The following is a 23238-nucleotide window of genomic DNA, read 5'->3' on the forward strand; positions in this document are numbered from 1 at the left end:
GCTGCTGATGCCGTAGCGGCGCTGATCCACAACCGTCCAACCTGAGCCCAGTACGGGTTTGATGTTGGAGCGGTGTTCACACACCACCAGGGAGTCCTGGTGAAGCCAATTCCCCTGGGCGAGGGCGAGAAAGCAGGGTTCGTGGAGGCCCTGGTCGTAGGGGGGGTCGAAATAGACGATGTCGAAGGGATCCTGGCTCCAACCCTTGCGCAGCCATGCGATCAGTTCTCGCCGTTCGGTGTGGATCTCCGGGCTAGGTGAACGGCTTGCAGCCACCGCACTGAGGTTGGAGCGGCTGATGCGGATGCACTGAGGATCTTGATCAACGGCCACCACACAGCGCGCACCCCGCTGCAGTGCCTCACAGCCCATCACGCCGCTGCCGCTGCAGAGGTCGAGCCAGCGGCAATCATGCAGGTGCGGGGCGAGGATGTTCATCACAGCCTCACGCACCCTGGAGGTAGTGGGCCGAGCCGTGCGTCCCCTAGGGCTCAGCAGACGTCGACCACCACTGAGACGCAGTTGCCCGCCCCCGCTCATGGGAAGGGGGCAGCTCCGTTACGCAGCCAGATCAACCAGCGCTTGAGCATCTGTTCTCCGGCATCGGACGACTTCTCCGGATGAAACTGGCAGGCGCCGACTCGGCCACGCCAGACAACAGCAGTGACCTCCTGATCACCGAAGGGAGCCGAGGCCTTGAGGTCATTCGGATCGGTGGGAACGGCGGCGTAGCTGTGCACGAAATACACCCATTCCGAGGGTGATTTGCTGCTGAGCAGCGGACAGTTGCCGTGATGCTTCAACGGGGCCCAGCCCATGTGGGGGATGCGCTCGCCGCTGTTGCTGGGAAGGCGTTCCACCCGTCCGGCCAGAAGCCCCAGGCCTGGATCGTTGCCTTCATCGCTCTGTTCAAACAGCAGCTGCAGGCCAAGGCAAATGCCAAGCAACGGGCGATCCTCTTGCCCCCAGCGCAGCAGATGGGGCACCAGCCCCGTGGCCCTGAGGTTGGTCATGGCCGGATCAAAGGCGCCGACCCCAGGCAGGATCAGCGCATCAATGCCTTCCAGATCATCGGCATGTTGAATCAATGAGCAGCCTTGACCAAGTCGCTCCAGGCACTTCTCCACAGAGTGGAGATTGCCCATGCCGTAGTCGATTAACCCGAGGTTCAGACTCAACCGGTTGATCCGTTCTGGAGACGAATTCAGAGGTACTTGGAGATGGTGCCTGAGAGGGTTGCCTTGGGAACAGCGCCCACAACCGTGTCCACCTTCTGCCCGCCCTTGAACACCATCAGGGTCGGGATGCTGCGGATGCCGTACTGGCTGGCGACGTTGGGATTTTCATCGGTGTTGAGCTTGAACACCTTGATTTGACCTTCAAATTCCTTGGCAATTTCCTCAACGATCGGAGCCACCATGCGGCAAGGTCCACACCAGGGTGCCCAGAAGTCCACGAGGACGGGCACGTCGCTTTGGAGCACGTCCTGCTCGAAGGATGCGTCGGTGACAGCAGCAGCGCTGGACATATGAGCAGGGGAATTTAAGAGGAATTTAGCAACGGTTTCAAGCGAAAACACAGCACTTCCCTGCCGAGAAGGGAACTGTGACAGTCGCTCTCTACAAAGAGTGAAAGCCCGATTGCGCCGGGCCGGGGGGTGTGAGGAGTGTGTGGGCCGAAGCCCGCACACTTCCAATTTAGCCCTGCCTTACTTGCCCATTCCAAGGTGCTGGGCCTTTTGGTAGACCTTGCCTTCCGTCAACAGGGAGGGTGCTACGACCACCTCCACCTGCTGCATCTCCTTAATGGTTTGGGCTCCCAGGGTGCCCATGGAAGTCTTTAGGCAGCCCAGCAGGTTGTGGGTGCCGTCGTCCAATTTGGCCGGGCCTCGGAGGATGTGTTCGATGCTGCCGATATTGCCCACATTGATGCGGGTTCCGCGGGGCAGCACCGGGCTTGGGGTGGCCATGCCCCAGTGGAAGCCCCGGCCTGGAGCCTCTTCAGCACGGGCGATGGGGGAGCCGATCATCACGGCGTCGGCGCCGCAGGCGATGCATTTGCAGATGTCACCGCCGGTGACGATGCCACCGTCGGCAACGATCGGAACGTAGCGACCGCTTTCCTTTTCGTAATCGGCCCTGGCGGCGGCGCAGTCGGCAACCGCCGTGGCCTGGGGAATGCCCACGCCGAGAACCCCACGGGAGGTGCAGGCAGCACCGGGTCCAATGCCCACCATTACGCCGGCTGCGCCTGCCCGCATCAGCTGCATGGCAACGTCATAGGTGACGCAGTTGCCGATCACCACGGGAACGCCCATGTCGCGGCAAAGGGCTTCCAGATCCAGGGTTTCTTGGCCTTCAGGTCCGGTGTGGTTTGTTGAGACCACGGTGGCCTGCACGAAGAAAAGATCGGCTCCGGCTTCGGCAATGGCCTTACCGAAACGCATGGCGGCCACCGGTGTGCCGCTGACGGCAGCGATGCCTCCCTGGGCCTTTATGTCTTGGATCCGTTTGCGGATCAGCGTCTCTTGAACCGGCTGGCTGTAGATCTGCTGCATCAGCGGGACGAATTCGTCCTTGCCAACGGCGGCGATTCGATCCAGAACCTGATTGGGGTCTTCGTAGCGGGTCTGAACACCCTCAAGATTGAGCACGCCGAGGGCGCCCAGTTGGGACAGGCGAACGGCCATGCCCACGTCCACCACGCCATCCATGGCGCTGGCAATGATGGGGATCTCGCGCTCGATGCCCCCCAGGGTCCAACGGGTATCGGTGACCTCGGGGTCCACCGTGCGACCCCCAGGCACCAGAGCGATTTCATCGATTCCGTAGGCCCGGCGAACGGTCTTTGAGCGTCCGAGCTGAATGTCCACCGCGCGACTTCAATAAAGTCAGATCAAGCTACCAATCGGGATGATCGCCTCAGCTTGATCGGCCTGTCACACGGCTCCAGGTGGAGTGAACGCCTTTGATGAAGTTGTCCCGATCGCTGTTGCGAATTAGGTTGCGCAGAGCGAAGTTCACCAACCAGATCACTCCGGCCAGCTCTAGCAGGCCTGGAACGAGAGGGATGCTGTTGATGGTATTGAGAACACCGGAATATATCGTCGACACCAGGCTGAAGACGATCAGGCCGCCAACCACCCGCAGCGGCAGCTGGGCCTTGGTCCAAAGCTCAGCCAGAGCGTTCTGCTCGAGCCAGTCTTTCACCTTGCCCACCAGCAGCTCCCATTCGCCACCGTCCTGATCGGTGCTGTCCTGAGCAAGGATCGACACTGTGGAGGCTATTACCGGGTCGGACGTGGGCGCGGGTGTTGGGGTGGGAGTGGGTGTCGGAGTCGGTTCAGGCTCCGGAGTGGGTTCCGGTGTTGGGGTGGGAGTGGGTGTCGGAGTCGGAGTCGGTTCAGGCTCCGGAGTGGGTTCCGGTGTTGGCGTGGTTTCGCTGCCTGGGATTTCGGCTTCAGGGCGTGGCTCGTCGACAGGACCCATCACGTCAGTGGAAAGCATCGGGATTTTATCCGGACTTTTCTGTTGCTTCTACCGTCCGAGATAGACTGTTAATGGACGTCTGATGCACGTATGACGGATTCTGTGGGGCCTGGCGGCGGCGGTCCCGGCGGTTCCGACGATCGGATCATTCAGACAGACCTACGCAACGAGATGTCGCGCTCCTATTTGGAGTACGCGATGAGTGTGATCGTGGGTCGGGCGCTGCCCGATGCCCGCGACGGCCTCAAGCCGGTGCATCGCCGAATCCTGTACGCGATGTACGAGTTGGGCCTCACCAGCGACAGGCCTTACCGCAAGTGCGCCCGTGTGGTGGGCGAAGTGCTCGGCAAATATCACCCCCACGGCGACACCGCTGTGTACGACGCCCTGGTGCGCATGGCTCAGGACTTCTCCATGTCGATGCCCCTGATCGATGGGCACGGCAATTTCGGCTCGGTGGATAATGATCCACCGGCGGCTATGCGATACACCGAATCGCGGTTGCGGGCGCTGACCACCGACAGCCTGCTGGAAGACATCGAGGCTGAGACGGTTGATTTTGCCGACAACTTCGATGGCTCGCAGCAGGAGCCAACCGTGCTTCCTGCGCGGATCCCGCAGCTGCTTCTGAATGGTTCAGCGGGCATCGCCGTGGGGATGGCGACCAATATTCCTCCCCACAACCTCAATGAGCTAATTGATGGCTTACTCGCGTTGATCGCGAACCCTGAGATCACCGATCAGGAGTTAATCCAGCTGATCCCTGGTCCAGATTTCCCCACCGGTGGTCAGATCCTTGGGCGGGAAGGCATACGCGAGACCTACCTGGGCGGCCGCGGCTCGGTGACGATGCGCGGAGTGGCCAACATTGAAACGCTCGAGGTGCCGGGACGCCCCGATCGCGATGCCGTGATCATCACGGAGTTGCCGTATCAGACCAATAAAGCGGCTCTGATTGAGCGAATCGCAGAGCTAGTTAACGATAAGAAATTAGAGGGTATTTCCGACATTCGCGACGAAAGCGACCGCGATGGCATGCGGATTGTGGTGGAACTGCGCCGTGACGCCTACCCGCAGGTGGTGCTGAACAACCTGTTCAAGCTCACCCCGCTGCAGAGCAACTTCAGCGCCTACATGTTGGCGCTGGTGAACGGCGAGCCAATCCTGCTCACCCTGCGCAAGATGCTCGAGGTGTTCCTCGACTTCCGGGTCGAGACGATTGAGCGCCGCACCCGCTATTTGCTTCGCAAGGCCGAAGAGCGCGACCACATCCTGCTGGGCCTGCTGCTGGCGCTCGATCAGCTGGATCCGATCATCGCCTTGATCCGGGCTGCTCCCGATACGGCCACGGCACGTCAACAGCTTCAGGAGCTCCATGGCCTCTCCGACATCCAGGCCGATGCCATCCTGCAGATGCAGCTGCGCCGTCTGACGGCTCTAGAGGCCGACAAGATCCGGCTCGAGCACGAGGATCTGGTCACCAAGATCGCTGACTACAAGGACATCCTTGGCCGTCGTGAGCGTGTGTTCGGAATCATCCAGGACGAGCTCGGTCAACTGCAGGAGCGCTACCAGACGCCGCGTCGCACCGAAATCCTCGACCTCGGCGGCGGCCTATCCGACATCGACCTGATCGCCAATGAGCGTTCGGTGGTGCTGCTTACTGAGACCGGTTATCTCAAGCGGATGCCGGTGAGCGAGTTTGAAGCCACCAGCCGCGGCACCCGCGGTAAGGCCGGCACCCGCAGCCAGGGTGAAGATGCGGTGAAGCTGTTCATCAGCTGCAACGACCACGACACCTTGGTGCTGTTCAGCGACCGCGGTGTGTCGTATGCACTGCCCGCCTACCGCGTGCCCCAGTGCAGCCGTGCGGCCAAGGGAACGCCGGTGGTGCAGCTGCTGCCGATCCCTCGGGAAGAGGCGATCACCACATTGATTCCGGTGTCGGAGTTCAGCGACGACACCGACCTGGTGATGCTCACCCGAGGTGGCTTCATCAAGCGCACCCGCCTTTCGGCCTTCAGCAACATCCGCTCCAATGGCCTGATCGCCATCAACCTGGAGGAAGGTGATGCCCTCACCTGGGTGCGCCTGGCGGTGCCTGGCGACAGCGTCTTGATCGGCTCCAAAGCCGGGATGACCATCCACTTCCGCCTCAGTGATGAGGAGTTGCGGCCCTTGGGCCGCACTGCCCGCGGCGTGCGTTCGATGAACCTGCGCGATGGTGATGCCCTGGTGAGCATGGATGTTCTGCCCGTGGAACTCGCCGATCAGGTGGCCGCCAGCGCCGACGATGAAGAGGATGCCGCCAGTGAGGGTCCCTGGGTGCTCGTGGCGTCGGCCTCGGGTCTGGGCAAACGGGTTCCGGTGACGCAATTCCGCTTGCAGAAGCGGGCCGGCATGGGCCTTCGCGCGATGAAGTTCCGCACCGACGCCGATGAGCTGGTGGGGCTGAGTGTGCTCGGTGCCGGTGAGGAGTTGCTGCTGGTGAGCGAGAAGGGGGTGATCGTGCGCACCAGCGCCGATGCCATTCCGCAGCAGTCCCGTGCGGCCACAGGGGTGCGTCTGCAGAAGCTCGACAAGGGCGACCGTCTGCTGAAGGTGGTGTTGGTGCCGCCTTCAGCAGACGACGACTCTGCTGACGACGACACGTCAAACGACCCCGATTCGAGTGACACTGAAAGCAGCGCACAGGACAGCTGACCTTGGTTGAGCCGGTGGATGTGCTGGTGTTGGGGGGTGGTCCTGCTGCCCTCTGCATCGCATCAGAATTGAACCAACGCGGTGTGGCTGTTGCAGGCATCGCTCCCGATCCGGTCGACGATCCCTGGCCGAACACCTACGGCATCTGGGTCGATGAACTCAAAGCCGTGGGGCTTGAGCAGCTGCTGGAGCACCGCTGGAGCGACACCGTCAGTTATTTCGGCGAAGGCGGATCAACGGCTCAGGATCAGAGCCATGCCTATGGGATCGACTACGGCTTGTTCGATCGTGCTGCTCTGCAGCGCCATTGGCTGGAGGGGGCTGATCGTGTGGCCTGGCATCAAGACACCGCCGAAACGGTGGATGTGAAGGATGCAATCACCAGCGTCAGCTGTGCATCGGGAACAACCTTGCAGGCGCGCTTGGTGATTGATGCCTCAGGTTCGCGCACGCCCCACATTCGCCGCCCCGATCAGGGGCCGGTGGCGGGCCAGGCGGCTTACGGCGTGGTGGCACGTTTCTCCAAACCGCCAATTGAGCCGGGCCGGTTTGTGCTGATGGACTACCGCTGCGATCACCTCAGCGAGGAGCAGAGCAGCGAACCGCCCACGTTTTTGTATGCGATGGATTTGGGCGATGGGCTGTTCTTCGTGGAGGAAACTTCGCTCGCCTTGGCGCCAGGGGTTCCCTACGACGTGCTCAAGCAACGGCTGCAGCAGCGCTTGGATCAGCGGGGTGTGGAAATTACTGAGGTGATCCATGAAGAGTTCTGCCTCTTCCCGATGAACCTGCCGTTGCCCGATCGCAGTCAGCCGGTGCTGGCTTTCGGTGGAGCGGCGAGCATGGTGCATCCAGCCTCGGGCTACATGGTGGGATCGCTGCTGCGGCGGGGGCCTGATTTGGCCCTCGCCATCGCCGAAGCCATCGCTAATCCAAGCCTTGGTTCAGCAGCGTTGGCGCAACGGGGCTGGCAGGCGCTCTGGCCATTGGAACTGGTGCTGCGCCATCAGCTCTATCAGTTCGGCCTGGACCGGTTGATGGGCTTCAACGAAGCGTTGTTGCGCACCCACTTCGCCACGTTCTTTTCATTGCCTCGAGAGGAGTGGTTTGGCTTCCTCACCAACACCCTGCCGCTGCCTCGGCTGATGGGGGTGATGCTGCGGTTGTTTGCTTTATCCCCGTGGGAATTGCGGCGAGGGCTGGTGCTGGGGGCGGCGAAGGATCAAGCTCCGCGGTTTTGAGATCCACCTGCCGTGCGAGCGGCGGTGTGACCTTCGAGTTCTGATTGTTCAACGGTCGATCCCCGATCCGTGATGTGAACAGTGAAGAGCCCCAGATTGCTGGGGCTCTTTTTAGGTGCTGGGTTCAGAAGGATTCACCGGGGCCCAGTCCAACGGTTGAATCAGCGGGAACAGGCGATCGTCCGTCTGCACCTCCTCGAGCCAGCCCTCCGGCAGTTCGGTGGTGCCGTCGATTGCCTGCATCAGGTGCCAGAAGCGGCCCAGATGGCGTTGCACCCGTTCTCGGGCCAGTTCGGTGGTGGTGCCGGCTCTAAGGATGAAGCTCCAGTCGGACGACTGCGCGAGCAACAGTTCCCGTGCCGCTTGCTGCAGCCACTGCATCGCCTGCTCGCTGCCCACCCCGCGGCTGCAGCGCTGCACCATCGCGGCGCTGGCCTTTTCCCACTCGGGGATGATCCAGGCGTTGCTGTCGTTCAGCCAGTAGTCGTGATAGCCCCCTTGCCCCCAGCTGGAGGGGGAGGGATCGCAGAGCTGAAGTTGGCCAACGCTGTTCAGCACATCGCGCAGCCGGGTGAAGGCCACCCCCTCCTGAGGTGCCTGCTGGAACAGCTGGCTGAGAAAAGCCGGCCCTTCAAACCACCAGTGGCCAAACAGTTCTGCATCGAAAGGTGCCACCAAGAGTGGGGAAACTTCCATGGCATTCCCGAGCTGATCCAACTGCCGGCGGCGGCCCTGTAGGTAATCGGCGGCATGCTCTTTCACCCGTTCAGCAGCCACCCACGGTTCATAGGGCTGTTTCCGGTCCAACGGTGCGCTGTGATCGGTCACCCGATGCAGTTTCAGGCCGAGCGGGCGCGGTTGGTCGAGGCCAAGGGGTTTGAGCTCTTCGATTGGCAGGTCCCAGCCCAGATCGCGATGGAACTCCCGGTAGTGGGGATCGCCGGGGTAGCCGTCCTTGGCCGACCACACCGGCAGGGTGGCGTCACTGTCACGCCCGAAGAGAGCCACCCCGTTGCGGCTGCAGATCGGCGCATACACGCCGTAGCGGGGCCGGGGCCGGCCATGCAGCAGCCCATGCCCGTCCAGCACGGCGTAGCGAAGCCCGGCATCGCGCATCCAGCGGTCCAGGCCTTCGTAATAGGCGCATTCCGGCAGCCAGATCCCTAGGGGGCGCTCCCCCACCAGGCGTTGGTGTTCCCGCACCGCTGTGCGCAGTTGGCCGCGCACCGCTTCCGGGTGATGGCGCAGCAGGGGCAGATAGCCGTGGGTGGCGCCGCAGGTGAGCAGGTCCACCACCCCATCGCGCTGCAGGGCGGCGAAGCGCTGGATCAAATCGCCGTCGCAGGACCGCCACGCCAGCCGATGCCGCTCGATTGTGGCCGCCAGGTGCTCGGCGCCTGCACGCAGTGATGGGTCGGCCTTCGGGAGGAGAACCAGCCGTTCGTGCAACCACTGGGGAAAGCGCTGCTTCAGGTCTTGATCGCTCAGCAGCGACAGCAGCGTCGGCGACAAGCCGATGGTGAGTTTGGGCTGCTGGTGGGGGTCGGCGTTGGCCAGCTCCAGCGTTTCCAACAGCGGCAAGTAACACTCGATCAGGGCCTGGAAAAACCAGTCCTCCTCCAGGGAGCCAGGTTGTGCCGATCGCACGTAGGGCAGATGGGCATGCAACACCAGGGCGACAGCGCCTTTGGTCACGAACAAGCCCAAACGGTTGCTGACCTTAATCCGTTTCCCCCTTGGGAGCTGAACTAAGATGGATTAACTCATAGTCACTCCGACTAAGACCTCCGCTGGAGCCTCTTCCATGGCCAAGGACCCCGGTCGCGTCCTGATTTTTGACACCACCCTGCGGGATGGTGAGCAGTCGCCCGGGGCGAGCCTCAACCTGGAGGAAAAGCTGGCCATTGCCCAGCAGCTGGCGCGGCTCGGTGTGGATGTGATCGAGGCGGGATTTCCCTTTGCTAGCCCCGGTGATTTCGCCGCTGTGCAGCGGATTGCCCAGCAGGTGGGTGGCGATAACGGCCCGATCATCTGCGGCCTGGCCCGTGCCTCGCGGGCCGACATCAAGGCCTGTGCTGATGCCGTGGCGCCAGCACCGCGCCGTCGCATTCACACCTTCATCGCCACCAGCGACATCCACCTCGAGCACAAGCTGCGGAAGAGCCGTGCCGATGTGCTCGGCATCGTTCCCGAGATGGTGAGCTATGCCCGTTCTCTAGTCGAGGACGTTGAGTTCTCCTGTGAGGACGCCGGCCGCAGCGACCCGGAGTTTCTCTACGAGGTGATTGAGGCGGCGATTGCTGCGGGTGCCACCACGATCAACATTCCCGACACCGTCGGTTACACCACCCCGTCGGAGTTCGGGGCCCTGATCGCAGGGATCAATCAGCACGTGCCCAACATCGGCGAGGCCGTGATCTCCGTGCACGGCCACAACGATCTCGGCCTGGCCGTGGCCAATTTTCTCGAGGCCGTCAAGAACGGCGCCCGTCAGCTCGAATGCACCATCAATGGCATTGGCGAACGGGCCGGCAATGCCTCCCTCGAGGAGTTGGTGATGGCGTTGCACGTGCGGCGGCGTCATTACAACCCGTTCTTTGGCCGGGATGAAGACAGCCCCACGCCGCTTACGGCCGTGCGCACCGAAGAGATCATCAAGACCTCACGGTTGGTGTCCAATCTCACCGGAATGGTGGTGCAGCCCAACAAGGCGATCGTTGGTGCCAATGCCTTCGCCCATGAATCCGGCATCCACCAGGACGGCGTTCTCAAGAACCGGCTCACCTACGAAATCATTGATGCCAAGACCGTCGGGTTGTCCGACAACCGCATCTCCCTCGGCAAGCTGAGCGGCCGCAGTGCCGTGCGCGCCCGTCTGGAGGAGCTTGGCTACGACCTCACCCGCGAGGACCTCGATGAAGCCTTTGCCCGCTTCAAGGAACTCGCTGATCGCAAGCGCGAGATCACCGACCGTGATCTCGAGGCGATCGTCAGCGAACAGGTGCAGCAGCCGGAATCCCGCTTCCAGCTCAAGCTCGTGCAGGTCAGCTGTGGCAGCAGCCTGCGCCCCACTGCCACCGTCACCCTTCTAGATGAAGAGGGTAGTGAGACCACAGGTTCGGCGGTGGGCACCGGTCCGGTGGATGCCGTCTGCCGTGCCTTGAATGATCTGGCGGGTGTGCCCAATGAATTGATCGAGTTCTCGGTCAAGTCGGTCACCGAGGGCATCGATGCCATGGGCGAGGTGACCATTCGCCTGCGCCGCAACGGTGCCCTCTATTCCGGCCACGCTGCCGACACCGATGTGGTGGTGGCGGCGGCGATGGCCTTCATTAATGCCCTCAATCGCCTGGTGGCCGGAGAGGAGCGCCAGTCATTGCATCCCCAGAAGGATCCTGTTGTTCTGGAGACCCGACCGACGCTCTAGAGCCGACGCCATGCGCACTTCCACCGCCCGGGCTGTCCAGCTGGTGTTGCTGATTCTTCTGGCGCTGCTGGTGCTCACGCCGTTGCTCTGGTTGGTGAGCACCTCGCTTAAGAGTCCGGCGGAAGACATCTTCAGCAGTCCGCCGGCGTTGCTGCCCGCCCAGCCGAGCTTCGATGCCTACGTCCGGCTGTTTCGAGACAATCCCCTCACCACTTATCTGTTCAACAGCACCGTGGTGAGTGGCTTGGCGGTGCTGGCCAACCTGCTTTTCTGCTCCCTGGCCGCCTACCCCCTGGCCCGGTTGCGCTTCGCCGGACGAGGCCTGGTGCTGGGCTTGGTGGTGGCCACGATCCTGATCCCGTTTCAGGTGGTGATGATTCCGCTGTATCTGCTGATGGTGCAGCTGGGACTGCGCAACACCCTGCTGGCCCTGGTGATTCCCCAGGCAGCCACCGCCTTTGGTCTCTATCTACTGCGCCAGAGCTTCCTCGGCGTTCCCAAGGAGCTGGAGGAGGCGGCACGGATAGATGGTTGCAGCCGCCTGGGGGAATGGTGGAACGTGATGATCCCCGCCGCCAAAGCCGATCTGATCACCCTGGCGATGTTCGTCTTCATCGGCACCTGGAGTGATTTCCTTTGGCCGCTGGTGATCCTTGACGACCCATCCCTCTACACCTTGCCTTTGGGCCTGCAGCAACTCTCCAGCAGCTTTTCGCTGGATTGGCGCATCGTTGCCGCCGGCTCGGTGGTCTCAATCCTGCCGGTGCTGGTCTTGTTTGTGCTGTTGCAGAGTTTCATCCTGCCCAATGCCAGTGGGGATGCGGTGAAGGGATGAAGGGGGTGTGATCCAGGAACGCATGGCTGCGAAGGCATCCATGCGTTCCTGGATCACACCCATCTGTTGGCTGAGCAAGTCGCTGTGGGCACGCTTCGGCGCGCGTTCCTCCAGCTGATCTATCCGTTTCTATTGCGCCTGAATGCGTTGGTTGTGCTGACGCAATCCCTGCAGCAGGGGCACCACCAGAACACTCACCAGCGCCAGGCTGCCGCAGTTGATCAGTTTCAACAGTATCCAACCTCCCCCACTTGGACCGATGCTGACTTGAATGGGGTCCGCAACAAGTTGTGCCGGGATGTCTCTTAAAGATCTTGATCGGTTTCTAACCCTTCGCGACAGCGACCCCGATCTGGCCAAGACCCTGGCGCAGCCCATGGACCTTGAGCGGTTTCTCGGGCTCGCCGCTGAGCATGGCATTGCCTTGAGTGAGGCGGATGTCTTCGCGGCGCAGCAGCGTGAGCACCACGTGCGAACGGCAGTTGAGCTTCAGCAGGATCAGGCTGCAGAAGCGCGGCGCCTGCGCAATTTCATCCACGGCTGATCCCCGCCGCCTCTCATTTCATTGATCCAGCTTCACCACGTCCGGTGTTTCCCCGTGCACTTCGCCAATCCAACGGGCGTGGTTCACGGCACCTTCGTGGGTGTGAAAGATCCAGGCGCTGTCAGGGGAAGATTGGCCTTCGATGCGTTGATCCACGGCATTGACGCCGAGATAGCCGCCGGCTGAACAGGACCGCAGCACGTAGCGTTCGGCGTACTTAATGAGCATTGGCTGAGAGAGCTCTATTTGTTCGCTAGCGGTACCTTGCAGCGGCTTGGCGCGAACTGCAGAATTGCTTTTACTTTTCTTCCCTAAGGGTTAATAGGCTTTGTTGTTCCCAGCTCAACCCCGTGGGTGCTGCAAAGCGGCTCTGATGACCTCCCTCACGGAACCAGGGGGTGCTGAGGGCCTCGATCTCCAGATCTTCCAGGTTGAGAGACCAGGTGTCCTGCAGGTAGCGGCGCAGTTGCTCCGGCTCGGGCGGATGGGGCTGTTGCCAGTGCAACACGGCTAACTGCATCGGCCGTGAGCGGAGAATCGCAAGGCGGTGATTCGAATCGCCGTCGTTGGCGGGCTGAATCGACTCCTCCAGTTGCTCCTCGCAGACGTAGAGCCGCAGTGGCCCGCTGCTGTCGGTCTGGGGAAGTGGATATTTGTTGAGATAAAGGGCCCGTGCTTTTTGAAACGCTGCCCCCGGAGCCTTCACCATCAGGGCGTTGTAGGCCTGCTGAAGCGGTTCACTCATGCCCATTTCGTCCTGTTGCTGGCTCCAGTGTGTGAATGACGCCGGGCCGCGATTATGGGAGGATGGTGACACTTCCGGGATTGGAACGCGATGGCCAAGCATCGCTCCCGCTACCGGTTGGTTGGCCTCGACGGTCAACCGCATCCGGTGCTCGACGCCCCTTACGACACGTTGGAACTGGCCCTCGCTGATGCCAGCGATTGGTGCACGGGACAAGGGTCCCGATGTTCCATGGGTCAGCAGGGTATTGCGGTTGAAGTGCGAACTGACAGCGGCAGTTGGCGCACCATCGACTATCCAGTGAGTTGCTTGAGCCGATCCAGTGCGACAGCGGGCTGATGTGGGTCAGTGTTGACCTCTGCGTGGTGCCGATCGGTGTCGGTGTCAGTCTTTCGCCTTACATCGCCGCCTGTGAGCGGGTGATCGCTGCCACGAGCTTGAGCCATCAGCTGGGTCCCAATGGCACGGCGATCGAAGGCCCGTAGGACGAGGTCATGGACTATGTGCGGGCTTGTCACGCCGAATTGCGCCCCGCGCCTTTACACAGCGCTCAAGCTCAACACCCGCAACTGTCGGCAGCAGTCGTTCGCTGGGAATGTCTCCTCAGTGGAAGAGCTTCTGGGCGATTAAGAATCTGTAGAACTTTGGTGGGTTTCGATTCGGGCTGAGCCGATCTTGAGACCAATGAGATTGTTGTGTGGTCCCTTGCTTGATGGGTCGCGGTTTCAGGGCTGCGCTGTTTGCACTGCTGGTTGTACAGCTGACGGGCAGTGCTGTTCAGGCGTCAACGTGGGATCGCATTGCCAGTTACCTGCGCTTGCTGCAGCGGGCGGGGGTGAATGCCCTGGTAGCGATCGACTGCCCTTTGGGCTTGCTGGGTGCATTTCATGAGGGCAAGCAGGCCCTGTTGATGTGCGGCAACAACCTGCCCGACGATCCAGCGGTGGTTTGGGTGGTACTGGCCCATGAATCAGCTCATGTGATGCAGTTGTGCAACGGCGGCAATCTGATGCCGGCGGCCTTGCTCAGCCGTGAGGTTGAGCTGGCCCGCCAGCAGGACCCCAATCCTTTTCACGAGTTGCAGTTGTATCACTCCAGTCAGCATCACGTTGAGGCCGAAGCCCGGCTGATTCAGGCCCTTCCAGAGGAGCAGGTGGTGGCCTTGTTTGAAAAACACTGCGCCAAGCGGCTCTCCCCTTGAAGCTGCTGATGCGGGACCCATGGCTGATAGCGGTCGATAAGCCTGCCGGCCTGCTGAGCCAACCTGGCCTGGGGCCGGAGCAAAGCGATTCCGTGATCACCCGCTTGCAGCAGCAGGATCAAGGCCTGCGCCTGGTTCACCGCCTGGACCGCGACACCTCGGGGGTGCTGCTCTTGGCCCGAAGCGCTGACCCCCTGCGGCGGCTCAGTGCCCTGTTTGCTGAACGACGAATCAACAAGCTCTATCAGGCGGAGGTGGAGGGGGAGCTCCAAGGCAGCGGCAGCATCGCCAGCTCGTTGGCGCGTCTCTCGCGCCAACCGCCGCGCTACGGCAGCCACCCGGAGGGGCGTCTGGCGCTGACGATTTGGCGAGCCCGCGCCGCTGGTTCCCACCGCACGCGGCTCTGGTTGCGTCCGCTCACGGGGCGCTCCCATCAGCTGCGGGCCCATCTGGCCGAACGGGGCCACCCCATCGTGGGAGATCCGATCTACGGGGATGCCGGCCGTTCCTGTCGCATGCATCTGCATGCCCAGGCCCTGAGCTTTCGCCATCCCTTCACCCAGCAACGCGTCCGTCTGATCGCGCAGGAGCTTCCCTTTGCAATTGAGTGATGAACTCGGACGCTGCGCAGTGGCGACACCAAGGCGATTTCCCTGGGCATGTTCACCAGTGGTGTGGCGTTGTGGTCGTTGTAAGCGATGAGCCCTCAGGCCATCAGCGACGGGCCGGGATCGGATAGGGAATGCGGCGGTGGCGCATCCGCCGCCACACCTGCACGAAGGCACGAATCACCAGTTCCACTTCGCTGCGGTTGAGGTTGCTTTTGCGCAGTTGTCCATCCCGCTGCCGCGCTTCCACGATCCGCCGCACCGTGTCCACTGCCTGGGCATCGGAGGTGTCGGGAGGGAGGGATCGCAACGCCGCCTCACAGCCATCCGCCAGCATCAAGATCGCTGTTTCTTTGGTACGGGGTTCCGGGCCCCTATAACGGAAGCGGTGCTCCTCAACCACTCCGCCGCGCTCCTGGGCCTTGTGCAGGAAGTAGCCCATTTTCAAGGTGCCTTGGTGCTCAGGGATGAAATCGGCGATGGGCCGGGGTAGGCGGTGACGCCGCGCCAGCTTCAGCCCCTCATCCACATGGGCTTGAAGCACCGCTGCACTTGCCTGGGGGTCATCCAGCGCGTCGTGGGGATTGGGGCCGTCCTTCTGGTTCTCGATGAACCAGTCCGGCGCATGCAGTTTGCCCACATCGTGATAGAGCGACCCGGTCCGGATCAGATCCACATCCGCGCCAATCGCCCGCGCCCCCTCCTCCGCGAGGCCGCAGATCATCAGGGTGTGCTCAAAGGTTCCCGGGGCTTCGCAGGAAAGGCGGCGCAACAGAGGCCGTTCCTGATCCGCCAGCTCCAGCAGCCGTGCCCGGGTGAGTAGGCCGAAGGACCCTTCCAGCATCGGGATCAGCAGCAGGCTGAACATCAGCACAATCCCCAGCAGCAAGGCATCGGTGGCCAGTTCATCCAGGCTTGGATTCAGGCTTCCCCAGAGCCGCAGGCCGGTGAAAGGTTGCAGTTGCAGCAGCAGCCACTGGCCCACAAGCGCGCCGATCGGCAGCAGCACCGTCAGTTGCAGCAGCTGCCCGCGGCTGCGTTGACGGCCCGCGATCAAGGCCCCAGTGGCGGCCACGCTTGCCGCCACCAGCAGGCGGCCATCCCCAAGTCCCTGCACGGGTTCTGGCCAGAGCAGAGCGGCCACACCCATCCAGACCAAGCCGCAACCGGTGCCCAGTCCCTCCGCCAGCAGCAGGCTGGGCGGCACAAGGATGGCCAGAGGGCTCACGGTTCCCTTGAACCAGAGTTTCGCTCCCTGCACCAGCAGCAGCAGACCCACCGCCAGCAGGGCATGGCGCACTTCCAGGCCAGGCCGTTCGCGCCGCATCACCAACAGCATCACTGCGCAGGCTGCAGCGGCTTCAACAAACCGTTGGAACCAGATCAACGGTTGGGGCTCGCGGCGCACGCGGCCGAAATAATCCAGCACGTCGTAGGCCTGTGGGCTGATTGGCTCGCCCTTGCGGGTGATGAGATCCCCCTTGCGCACCTTGATGGTGGGGATGGCCTGTTTGGTCAGCTGTTCCTCGATCAGCTGTTTGCTCAGGTTTGGGTCGGTGCGCAGGTTGCTGCTTCCGCGCAGGGTGCTGGTGAGCACCTTGCCGGCAAGGGACCAAGCTGCCGGTGGCTGCAGGGCAACCGCCTGGAGTTGCAGGTTGGCCGCCTGGAGTAATTGCTCAACGGCCAGATTGCTCACCAGCCCTTGGCTGAGCATGCGATCAGCGGTGCTGCGCACCGACTCATCCCATGCCAGATGTTCCCGTTCGCTGCGTCGTTCCAGCCATTTTTTCTCCGGCTCAGAAAGGTTCACCGGCCCGATTCGGGCGCCAGATCCGGTGTTGGTGACCTCCTGCAGCTGCAGCAGTTGTTGCTCGAGCCGTTGTTTAAGTGCTTGGGTCTGCTCCTGATCGATGACCTGCACCACCGATCGCGACACCAGAGAGGCTCGCTGCTGCTCGAGGGCGGTGCTGTCCTGCACCAGGGCATCTTTCGGAGCGATGGCTTCAAACGGGGCCAGCGATCCGGGTTGGACTTTCGGCTTTATCAGCCAGGGCAGGCTTGAGGCTGCGGCCACGGAAAGGCACAGCAGCAAAACAACGAGTGTCTGTAGTCGCGTCCAGCGCAGCAGGCGACCCCCGGGGCCTTCGAGCCGCACCCAGTTCCGCCAAAGGCTGCTCAGCCGAGGAACGCGAACCAAAAGGGACCTTGTAGCGTTCTAACGCTAGCTCTCTCTAGAGGGCATGCTGGAAGGTGTGCAAGGGGATGCCATGGCCCTGCGTTTGGACGGCAAGGTGCTGGCAAGGGATGTGGAGCATCGTCTTCAAATCCTGATCGAACGGTGTCTGGCCGAGGTGGGGCGACCGCCGGGCTTGGCGGTGCTGCGGGTTGGTGATGATCCCGCCAGCGCCGTCTACGTCGCCAACAAGGAAAAGGCCTGTGCTCGGATCGGGGTGGCCAGCTTTGGCGATCACCTCCCCGCCGACACGCCTCCAGCGCAGGTGCTTCAAACGATCGAACGGTTGAATGCCAACCCGGAAGTGGACGGGATCCTTCTGCAGCTTCCCCTTCCAGCCGGCCTCGATGAGGGGCCGCTGCTGATGGCCATCGATCCTGAAAAGGATGCCGATGGTCTGCACACCCTCAATCTCGGACGGCTGCTCAAGGGGGAACCGGGCCCGCGCAGCTGCACTCCCGCAGGGGTGATGGCGATGCTGCGCAGCAATGGCATCGATCCAGCGGGCAAGCGCGCTGTGGTTATCGGCCGCAGCATTCTTGTGGGGCAGCCGATGGCCTTGATGCTGCAGGCCGCCAACGCCACCGTCACCATTGCCCACTCCCGCACGGCCGATCTGGTGGCCCACACCCGCGAAGCCGACATTCTTGTGGTGGCAGCTGGCCGTCCTGAGTTCATCGGGGCCGAGCACGTGCGGCCGGGAGCGGCGGTGGTGGATGTCGGCATCCACCGCAAGCCGGAAGGTGGATTGTGCGGTGATGTTCGAGCGGCTGAAATCGAGTCGATCACTTCTGCGCTGTCGCCTGTCCCTGGCGGTGTGGGACCGATGACGGTGACGATGCTTCTGGTGAACACCGTTGTGGCTTGGTGCAGACGCCACACCCTTGACCATGATTTGGACGATCTCGTGCCCTGATCGGTTCCATGGCGCTGCACTGGCTGTTCCCTATCCCTGCTCTACAGGTCGATCTCGGGCCGGATGCCGCCACGGCCGCAGCCAAGTAGCAGCAGCTTGAGCAGTTCGATACCCAGGTGTATCAGCACCCCGAGTTCAGCGATCGCAACAACCTCACTGGGGATCTATTGGGCCATGCCGGCCTGGATCAGTTGCATCGCACGGATGCGTTCCAGTGGCTGAACGGAGATAGGCCGAGCATGTGTCGGCCTATCTCCGTTCGCTGTTAGGCCCGGATCACGGTCTTGTGGCCCATATCCAAAAAGCCTGGCCCGTGGTGTGTGCGAGGAATGGCGGAACGGTGGATCTCCACAGCCACCGCAATGCCCAGTTGAGCGCAGTGTTTTACGTGTTGACGGATCCGGCCAAAGAGAGCGGGGAGCTGGAATTTGAGGCGCCCGATGATTACTTCAGCCATGTGATGGCGATGCCCGACCGGGACGCGGCTGTCTCCGGTGGTGTGTTCGCGCCGCTGCCTCACCGTCTTCTGATGATCCCTCGGACCTGCGCCATCGGGTGCTCCCTTACGAGGGAAGCGGCCCTCGCTATTCGGTGTCCTACGACTTGGCCATCACCACGGCGCCAGGCAAGGGACGCGAGATGCGAACACCCCATCCGATGGATTGGGTCCCCCTCGGCAGCTAATGGCTCGGCCTGAGAGAATCCCGCCAGCCAGGGTCCACCCATGAGCGCCGAGTTCGATTTCAAGGCCTATCTCGGCAAGGCCAAAGAGCAGGTGGAAGCGGCCCTCGATGGATCCCTTGGTCCTGAGCGGCCGGAGTCCCTCAGGGAAGCGATGCGCTATTCGCTTCTTGCCGGTGGCAAGCGTCTGCGCCCGATTCTCTGCCTTGCTGCCTGCGAGCTGGCAGGCGGGGAGGCGACGCAGGCCCTGCCCACAGCGGTGGCGCTGGAAATGATCCACACCATGTCGTTGATTCACGACGACCTGCCGGCCATGGATGACGACGACCTGCGCCGTGGTCGTCCCACCAACCACAAGGTGTACGGCGAAGCGGTCGCCATCCTGGCGGGTGATGCCCTGCTGACCCGCGCCTTTGAAATGGTCGCGCTGCGCAGTCCGGATGTGCCGGCTGAGCGCCTCCTCAAGGTGGTGGGAGAACTGTCGTTGGTGGCCGGGGCCCCTGGCCTTGTGGGCGGCCAGGTGGTGGATCTAGAAAGCGAGGGCAAGGAGGTGGATCTTGAAACCCTCGAGTACATCCATCTCCATAAAACCGGAGCCCTGTTGAGCGCTTGTGTGATCACCGGGGCGATGATCGGCGGCGCCGATGAGGCGCTGATCAAGGCCCTGCGCATCTATGCCAGAGGAATCGGCCTAGCCTTCCAGATCATCGACGACATCCTCGACATCACGGCCAGCAGCGAGGTGCTCGGTAAAACCGCCGGCAAGGACCTCATCGCTGATAAGACCACTTATCCCAAGCTCTTGGGGCTCGACGAGTCCCGCCGCCGGGCTGATGCGCTGGTGAACGAAGCGAAAGAGTCCCTTCAACCCTGGGCCGAGAAGGCCATGCCCCTGCTGGCGTTGGCCGACTTCATTACCAGCCGCGACCGATGATCGACGCCACGCCTTCCCATGCGGTCCTGCGGGAGTTTTTCGACAACAGTTCACTCACCTGGGGCTTACTGGCCTGTGGCGGTGCCCAGCTCTCGAAGCTGTTCCTTGAGTTGCTCCTGCATCGCCGTTGGCGACCGTCGGTGCTGATCGAAACCGGCGGTATGCCGTCGAGTCACTCCGCCTTGGTCACAGGCACGGCAGCCTGTGTGGGCTGGACCCTGGGTTTTGATCACCCCCTCTTCGCCCTTGCGGCGATGGTGGCGTTTGTTGTCATGTACGACGCCAGTGGCATTCGGCGTAATGCCGGGCTGACGGCGGAACGGGTGAATGGCTTGCCTGATTCGCTCTGGCCGGATGTTCTGGAGAAACCCCTCAAGGAAAGCCTGGGCCACAGCCGGCTGCAGGTGCTGGTGGGCAGCCTGATGGGTCCCGCCATTGCTCTGCCTGGCGTGGAGTTTGTGGGATCACCGCTGCATCTGCTGTCGGGTCTTGGAGCTGGGCTGGGGTGACCGCCGCCGCGGACCTCACCGCTGATCAGCAGGCCGCGGCGGATGCCTTTGCGGCCTGGCTCAAACAGCCCGTGGATGGAACTCCCTTCGTGCTCAGTGGTTTTGCCGGCAGCGGCAAGACCTTCCTCTCCATGCGCCTGCTGCGTCAGGTGGAAGCCAGCGGTTTGTGTTGGACCGTCGTTGCCCCAACCCACAAAGCGGTGGGCGTCTTGCGCCAGGCCTTGGAGTTGGAGGGGCTCCAACCCACCTGGTATCCCTCCACCATCCATCGCTTGTTGCGGCTGAAACTCAAGCGCTCCGCCGACGCTGAACTCTGTGAACCCACCGAGCAGACGGCCATGGCCCTGGAGAACTTGGGCCTTGTGCTGATTGACGAAGCTTCGATGGTGGACAGCACCCTGTTGGGCATCGCCCTCCAGTGTGCCCATCCGTTCAAGACACGTTTGGTGTTTGTCGGCGACCCGGCCCAGTTGCCACCGGTTGGTGAGCAGAACAGTCCCGTGTTTGCGATGCAACGGTCCTGTTCTGCCAGCTTGACCCAGGTGGTGCGGCATCAAGGCCCGGTGCTGCGGCTGGCGGCGGGTCTGCGGGAGGGGCGCCTGCCCTGCCAGATGCCACCGCTGCTGCCGCCGATTCGTTCCCCGCAGGGGCAGGTGCGCAGCCTGGTGCAACGGGAATGGCTGGATCAGGCCCGGCGTGCCTTGAGGGATGCCTCGGTGCAAGACAACCCCGATGCCGCACGCATCCTCTGCTACACGAACCGCACCCTGGATCGCTTGGTGCCCCATGCGCGCCGCGCGATCCATGGGGAAATGGCGGATCAGATGCCGGTGCTGCCCGGTGAGGTGTTGATCAGTCGAACCGCGGTGATGGCCCCGGCCTCAAGGGATGGAGAAGAGGCCGGTGAAGAACCCGACATGGTGCTGGGCTCCAACCGTGAAGTGACGGTGCGGGACGTCAAGCCGGAGGCCTGTGACCTGGCGGATTTTGGCCTGTCGTCTGCCGATGGGCCTGTGCCGGTGATCGAGACCCTCTCCGCATCGGTGAATGCGGGGGATCTTGAGCTCACCCTGCGCCTGCAGCCGCCGATTGGCAGCTCTGGTCGTCAGGAGCTTGATGCGGTGATGCAGCGGCTGCGCAAGCAGGCCCGTGATGCTGGCAAGAAAAACGGTCGCGCGATCTGGCGGCAGTACTTCCTGATTCGTGATGCCTTCGCTTCCCTTGGGCCGGCGGCGGTGCTCACGGTTCACCGCAGTCAGGGCAGCAGTTTTGGGGATGTCTTTGTGGCGCCGGATGTGTTCCGGGCCGACCCAGCCATCCGCCAGCAGCTCTGTTATGTCGCAGTGTCCCGAGCCCGCACGGGGGTTTGGTTGCTTGGCGGGGAGACGTCGCCTGATCTGCGCACCTCCTGGCAGCGCGAATTCGATACCACCCGGGACCACGCATGAATCAGGAGACCATCAGGCCGCTGACCCCCTGCAAGCCCAGGTAAGTCCCCAGCCCAAAACTGAGGCTGCCCACCACCAGTTCTCCCCGGCTCAGCAGGGCGGTTTTGCCGCGTTGCAGCAGCGGAAGAACCCCTTGGCGTCCGATCAAAACCGCTAGAAACGGAACCAGCATCAGGGCAGTGGCGGCGAAGCTTAAGCCGATGCGGCAGGCAATCTCCTCTTGCAGGGGCAACTGCGCGGTCAGGATTACGGCGGCGCTTTTGGCGAACAACAACAGATCGTCGGGACTGATCACTTCAGTGACGCTGCTGATCAGCAACAGCAAGGGAAGCGGCATTGCGGCGAAACGATCCACGGCGCCGCTCCAAGCGGGCGCTGGTCAGCAGCCAGCCGCCTACAAACAATCCCCCGCGCCGCAGCGGTGACCCCCCCAGCAGCAGCAACAGCAGCAGAACGATGTGGATGGGCGACAGCGCCACGCCAAGCCCGTAGGTCAGCAGTTCGGTCCAGATCCGGGGTTCCGCCATTTAGGCCGGTGGATTTGTTGGGGCATTTCAGCGCTAAATGGCTCGAATCTCTCGTTCCCATCCCAGGATGCTTACGGAGGCTGTTGCGAGAGGTAAGAGCTGGTCGCCAGCTGCTCCCAAGCCCAGCCAAGCTCCTGCGAGTGCTCTCAAGATGTGGCCATGGGCGAAAAGGGCAATGTCCCCTGGACCTGGAGCGTCAAGCGCTGTGCAGATAGCTCTTGCGCAGCGAGCCTCAACTTGCTCAGCGTCCTCACCTCCAGGACAGCCATGGCTCCATACGGTCCAGTTCGGCACGGTTTGGCGGATCGTGGTGGTTGTGATCCCTTCGTAGTCGCCATAGTTCCACTCGACGATGTCGTTGCAGATCTGCATCTCGTGGCCAAGGCCAGCCAACTCGCAGGTTCGTCTGGCCCGTTGAAAGGGGGAGCTGAACATCGCTGCGAATTGCTGTTGACCGAGGATTGGCTTCAGGGCTCTGGCTTCGGCTTCATTATCAGGTAAGAGCGGTAGGTCTGTGCTGCCGGTGTGCCGCCCGTTCAGTGCCCACTCAGTTGCTCCATGGCGCAACAACCAGAGCTGGCGAGAAATGCATTGTTCCGGAGGTGACCCGCTCAGGATGGACAGTGTTGGTTGAAGAGTCAGCAGCCAGCTTCACAGCTTCAGGATCAAGGCGGCCAGACCAATGCTCACCCCCAAACTCACAACGCCGAGAAGGGCTCTCCAGAAGGCTTTGTCTTTGGTGTCGAGGAAGTTGCTCAAGGAATGCCAGAGGCTTCAACCGTCAGTTTTGCCATCCGGCAGCAGGTAAGGAAAGGTGCGACGGATCGGGCGGTGCAGCGACCGCAGCGTTTTGTTGTAGTGCACGCCGGGCACAACGCTGTAACTGCGGCCCAGCACCAGCGCATGGTCCAGATCGGCCTCGCAGCTGCGGATGTCGGTCTGCACAGGCCGCGCCTGCGTTGACACCGGAGCAGCGGCGGGAATCAGGGCTGAAAACTGTCCTTCTCTGTGCCGCCAGCTCTGACAGGCGTTGAGGGCCTCTGCCGCGGAATCGAACACTTGCTTGGTGGTTTCCCGTCGAGTGCTCATTGCCTCCATGCCGAGCAGGGGCAGCGCGGTGATCAATAGGACAAATCCAAAGCGGAGCATGCGACTGGCGCGAAGGTCCTGCTTCAGCCGTAGCGAGATAGGTGGAGCG

The 23238-nt window shown here is 62.4% G+C and carries 23 protein-coding genes and 4 pseudogenes; 15 read left to right on the forward strand and 12 right to left on the reverse strand.

The genetic code is table 11. The annotated features are described in order from the left end of the window. Nucleotides 1-3: 3 nt before the first annotated feature. From rsmD to FZX09_RS00265, 5 genes and pseudogenes are all read right to left on the reverse strand, one after another. A pseudogene (gene rsmD / locus FZX09_RS00245) lies at nt 4-540 on the reverse strand (16S rRNA (guanine(966)-N(2))-methyltransferase RsmD); the annotation flags it as partial. Beyond that, on the reverse strand, nt 537-1178 hold the full coding sequence (hisH, locus tag FZX09_RS00250; RefSeq protein WP_226399104.1) for an imidazole glycerol phosphate synthase subunit HisH: 642 nt from the start codon (nt 1176-1178) through the stop codon (nt 537-539). The pseudogene rsmD and the gene hisH, both read right to left, overlap by 4 nt. A 26-nt stretch (nt 1179-1204) precedes the next feature. Further along, entirely contained in the window at nt 1205-1528 is a 324-nt protein-coding gene (trxA, locus tag FZX09_RS00255) for a thioredoxin (protein ID WP_009790257.1), read from the reverse strand. A gap of 180 nt (nt 1529-1708) precedes the next feature. After that, nucleotides 1709-2872: a GuaB3 family IMP dehydrogenase-related protein gene (locus FZX09_RS00260; protein WP_226399105.1), complete on the reverse strand. Its 1164-nt coding sequence runs from the start codon at nt 2870-2872 to the stop codon at nt 1709-1711. A gap of 49 nt (nt 2873-2921) precedes the next feature. Then, nucleotides 2922-3488 carry a CAAD domain-containing protein gene (locus FZX09_RS00265; RefSeq protein WP_226399106.1) on the reverse strand — a complete coding sequence of 189 codons (567 nt, stop codon included), beginning with the start codon at nt 3486-3488 and terminating at the stop codon, nt 2922-2924. Nucleotides 3489-3578: 90 nt separating this feature from the next. Here FZX09_RS00265 and gyrA point away from each other — a divergent pair, with 90 nt between their 5' ends. Continuing rightward, nucleotides 3579-6191 carry a DNA gyrase subunit A gene (gene gyrA / locus FZX09_RS00270; RefSeq protein WP_226399107.1) on the forward strand — a complete coding sequence of 871 codons (2613 nt, stop codon included), beginning with the start codon at nt 3579-3581 and terminating at the stop codon, nt 6189-6191. 2 nt (nt 6192-6193) lie between these two features. Further along, entirely contained in the window at nt 6194-7432 is a 1239-nt protein-coding gene (crtL, locus tag FZX09_RS00275) for a lycopene beta cyclase (RefSeq protein ID WP_226399108.1), read from the forward strand. A gap of 111 nt (nt 7433-7543) precedes the next feature. Here crtL and FZX09_RS00280 read toward each other — a convergent pair whose 3' ends face one another. Continuing rightward, nucleotides 7544-9127 carry a 1,4-alpha-glucan branching protein domain-containing protein gene (locus tag FZX09_RS00280; protein ID WP_226399109.1) on the reverse strand — a complete coding sequence of 528 codons (1584 nt, stop codon included), beginning with the start codon at nt 9125-9127 and terminating at the stop codon, nt 7544-7546. Between the two features lie 109 nt (nt 9128-9236). Between FZX09_RS00280 and FZX09_RS00285 the strand changes: the two genes are divergently transcribed. The 3 genes from FZX09_RS00285 (at nt 9237) to FZX09_RS00295 (ending at nt 12238) form a co-directional block, all read left to right on the forward strand. After that, nucleotides 9237-10859: a 2-isopropylmalate synthase gene (locus tag FZX09_RS00285; protein WP_226399110.1), complete on the forward strand. Its 1623-nt coding sequence runs from the start codon at nt 9237-9239 to the stop codon at nt 10857-10859. A 10-nt stretch (nt 10860-10869) separates the two neighbouring features. Next, a complete protein-coding gene (locus FZX09_RS00290) occupies nt 10870-11694 on the forward strand; it encodes a carbohydrate ABC transporter permease (protein WP_226399111.1) in 825 nt (274 codons plus the stop codon). A 298-nt stretch (nt 11695-11992) separates the two neighbouring features. Further along, entirely contained in the window at nt 11993-12238 is a 246-nt protein-coding gene (locus FZX09_RS00295) for a Nif11-like leader peptide family natural product precursor (protein WP_226399112.1), read from the forward strand. An 18-nt stretch (nt 12239-12256) separates the two neighbouring features. Here the strand turns inward: FZX09_RS00295 and FZX09_RS00300 are convergent, their stop codons facing one another. Together FZX09_RS00300 and FZX09_RS00305 are read right to left on the reverse strand one after the other, a co-directional pair. After that, complete coding sequence (locus FZX09_RS00300; RefSeq protein WP_226399113.1) at nt 12257-12466, reverse strand: hypothetical protein; 210 nt, start codon at nt 12464-12466, stop codon at nt 12257-12259. Nucleotides 12467-12536: 70 nt separating this feature from the next. After that, complete coding sequence (locus FZX09_RS00305; protein ID WP_226399114.1) at nt 12537-12983, reverse strand: hypothetical protein; 447 nt, start codon at nt 12981-12983, stop codon at nt 12537-12539. A 90-nt stretch (nt 12984-13073) separates the two neighbouring features. Between FZX09_RS00305 and FZX09_RS00310 the strand changes: the two genes are divergently transcribed. The 4 genes and pseudogenes from FZX09_RS00310 (at nt 13074) to FZX09_RS00325 (ending at nt 14795) form a co-directional block, all read left to right on the forward strand. Next, nucleotides 13074-13322, forward strand: a complete 249-nt coding sequence (locus FZX09_RS00310) for a hypothetical protein (RefSeq protein WP_226399115.1) — start codon at nt 13074-13076, stop codon at nt 13320-13322. Next, nucleotides 13322-13613 (forward strand): annotated as a pseudogene (locus tag FZX09_RS00315) (MTH1187 family thiamine-binding protein). Before FZX09_RS00310 ends, FZX09_RS00315 begins: the two are co-directional and overlap by 1 nt. Before the next feature lie 82 nt (nt 13614-13695). Continuing rightward, the gene (locus tag FZX09_RS00320; protein WP_226399116.1) at nt 13696-14184 is read left to right on the forward strand and encodes a hypothetical protein; all 489 of its coding nucleotides are present in this window, start codon (nt 13696-13698) and stop codon (nt 14182-14184) included. An 8-nt stretch (nt 14185-14192) separates the two neighbouring features. Then, nucleotides 14193-14795: an RluA family pseudouridine synthase gene (locus FZX09_RS00325; protein WP_226399117.1), complete on the forward strand. Its 603-nt coding sequence runs from the start codon at nt 14193-14195 to the stop codon at nt 14793-14795. 103 nt (nt 14796-14898) lie between these two features. Here FZX09_RS00325 and FZX09_RS00330 read toward each other — a convergent pair whose 3' ends face one another. After that, entirely contained in the window at nt 14899-16989 is a 2091-nt protein-coding gene (locus FZX09_RS00330) for an HDIG domain-containing metalloprotein (protein ID WP_226399118.1), read from the reverse strand. Between the two features lie 70 nt (nt 16990-17059). Here FZX09_RS00330 and folD point away from each other — a divergent pair, with 70 nt between their 5' ends. The 6 genes and pseudogenes from folD to FZX09_RS00355 all read left to right on the forward strand — a co-directional run bounded on the left by folD (nt 17060) and on the right by FZX09_RS00355 (nt 21513). After that, entirely contained in the window at nt 17060-17941 is an 882-nt protein-coding gene (folD, locus tag FZX09_RS00335; protein WP_226399119.1) for a bifunctional methylenetetrahydrofolate dehydrogenase/methenyltetrahydrofolate cyclohydrolase FolD, read from the forward strand. A gap of 286 nt (nt 17942-18227) precedes the next feature. After that, a pseudogene (locus FZX09_RS11955) lies at nt 18228-18416 on the forward strand (putative 2OG-Fe(II) oxygenase); the annotation flags it as partial. An 80-nt stretch (nt 18417-18496) separates the two neighbouring features. Then, nucleotides 18497-18625 (forward strand): hypothetical protein, encoded by a 129-nt coding sequence (locus FZX09_RS11960; RefSeq protein ID WP_370624180.1) that lies wholly within the window; start codon nt 18497-18499, stop codon nt 18623-18625. A 40-nt stretch (nt 18626-18665) separates the two neighbouring features. Beyond that, complete coding sequence (gene crtE, locus FZX09_RS00345; RefSeq protein ID WP_226399120.1) at nt 18666-19556, forward strand: geranylgeranyl diphosphate synthase CrtE; 891 nt, start codon at nt 18666-18668, stop codon at nt 19554-19556. Continuing rightward, nucleotides 19553-20065 carry a divergent PAP2 family protein gene (locus tag FZX09_RS00350; protein WP_226399121.1) on the forward strand — a complete coding sequence of 171 codons (513 nt, stop codon included), beginning with the start codon at nt 19553-19555 and terminating at the stop codon, nt 20063-20065. Before crtE ends, FZX09_RS00350 begins: the two co-directional genes overlap by 4 nt. Then, nucleotides 20062-21513, forward strand: coding sequence for an AAA family ATPase (locus FZX09_RS00355; protein WP_226399122.1), 1452 nt, complete (start codon nt 20062-20064; stop codon nt 21511-21513). The genes FZX09_RS00350 and FZX09_RS00355 overlap by 4 nt, the downstream gene beginning before the upstream one ends. A gap of 1 nt (nt 21514) precedes the next feature. Here FZX09_RS00355 and FZX09_RS00360 read toward each other — a convergent pair. The 3 genes and pseudogenes from FZX09_RS00360 to FZX09_RS00370 all read right to left on the reverse strand — a co-directional run bounded on the left by FZX09_RS00360 (nt 21515) and on the right by FZX09_RS00370 (nt 23189). Next, nucleotides 21515-22040, reverse strand: a pseudogene (locus FZX09_RS00360) (GAP family protein). 33 nt (nt 22041-22073) lie between these two features. Beyond that, nucleotides 22074-22607: a histidine phosphatase family protein gene (locus FZX09_RS00365; protein ID WP_226399123.1), complete on the reverse strand. Its 534-nt coding sequence runs from the start codon at nt 22605-22607 to the stop codon at nt 22074-22076. Between the two features lie 207 nt (nt 22608-22814). Then, entirely contained in the window at nt 22815-23189 is a 375-nt protein-coding gene (locus FZX09_RS00370; RefSeq protein WP_226399124.1) for a hypothetical protein, read from the reverse strand. Nucleotides 23190-23238: the final 49 nt, after the last annotated feature.

This window comes from Synechococcus sp. MU1643 (genome assembly GCF_020514095.1).
In the GTDB taxonomy this organism is placed as follows: domain Bacteria; phylum Cyanobacteriota; class Cyanobacteriia; order PCC-6307; family Cyanobiaceae; genus Parasynechococcus.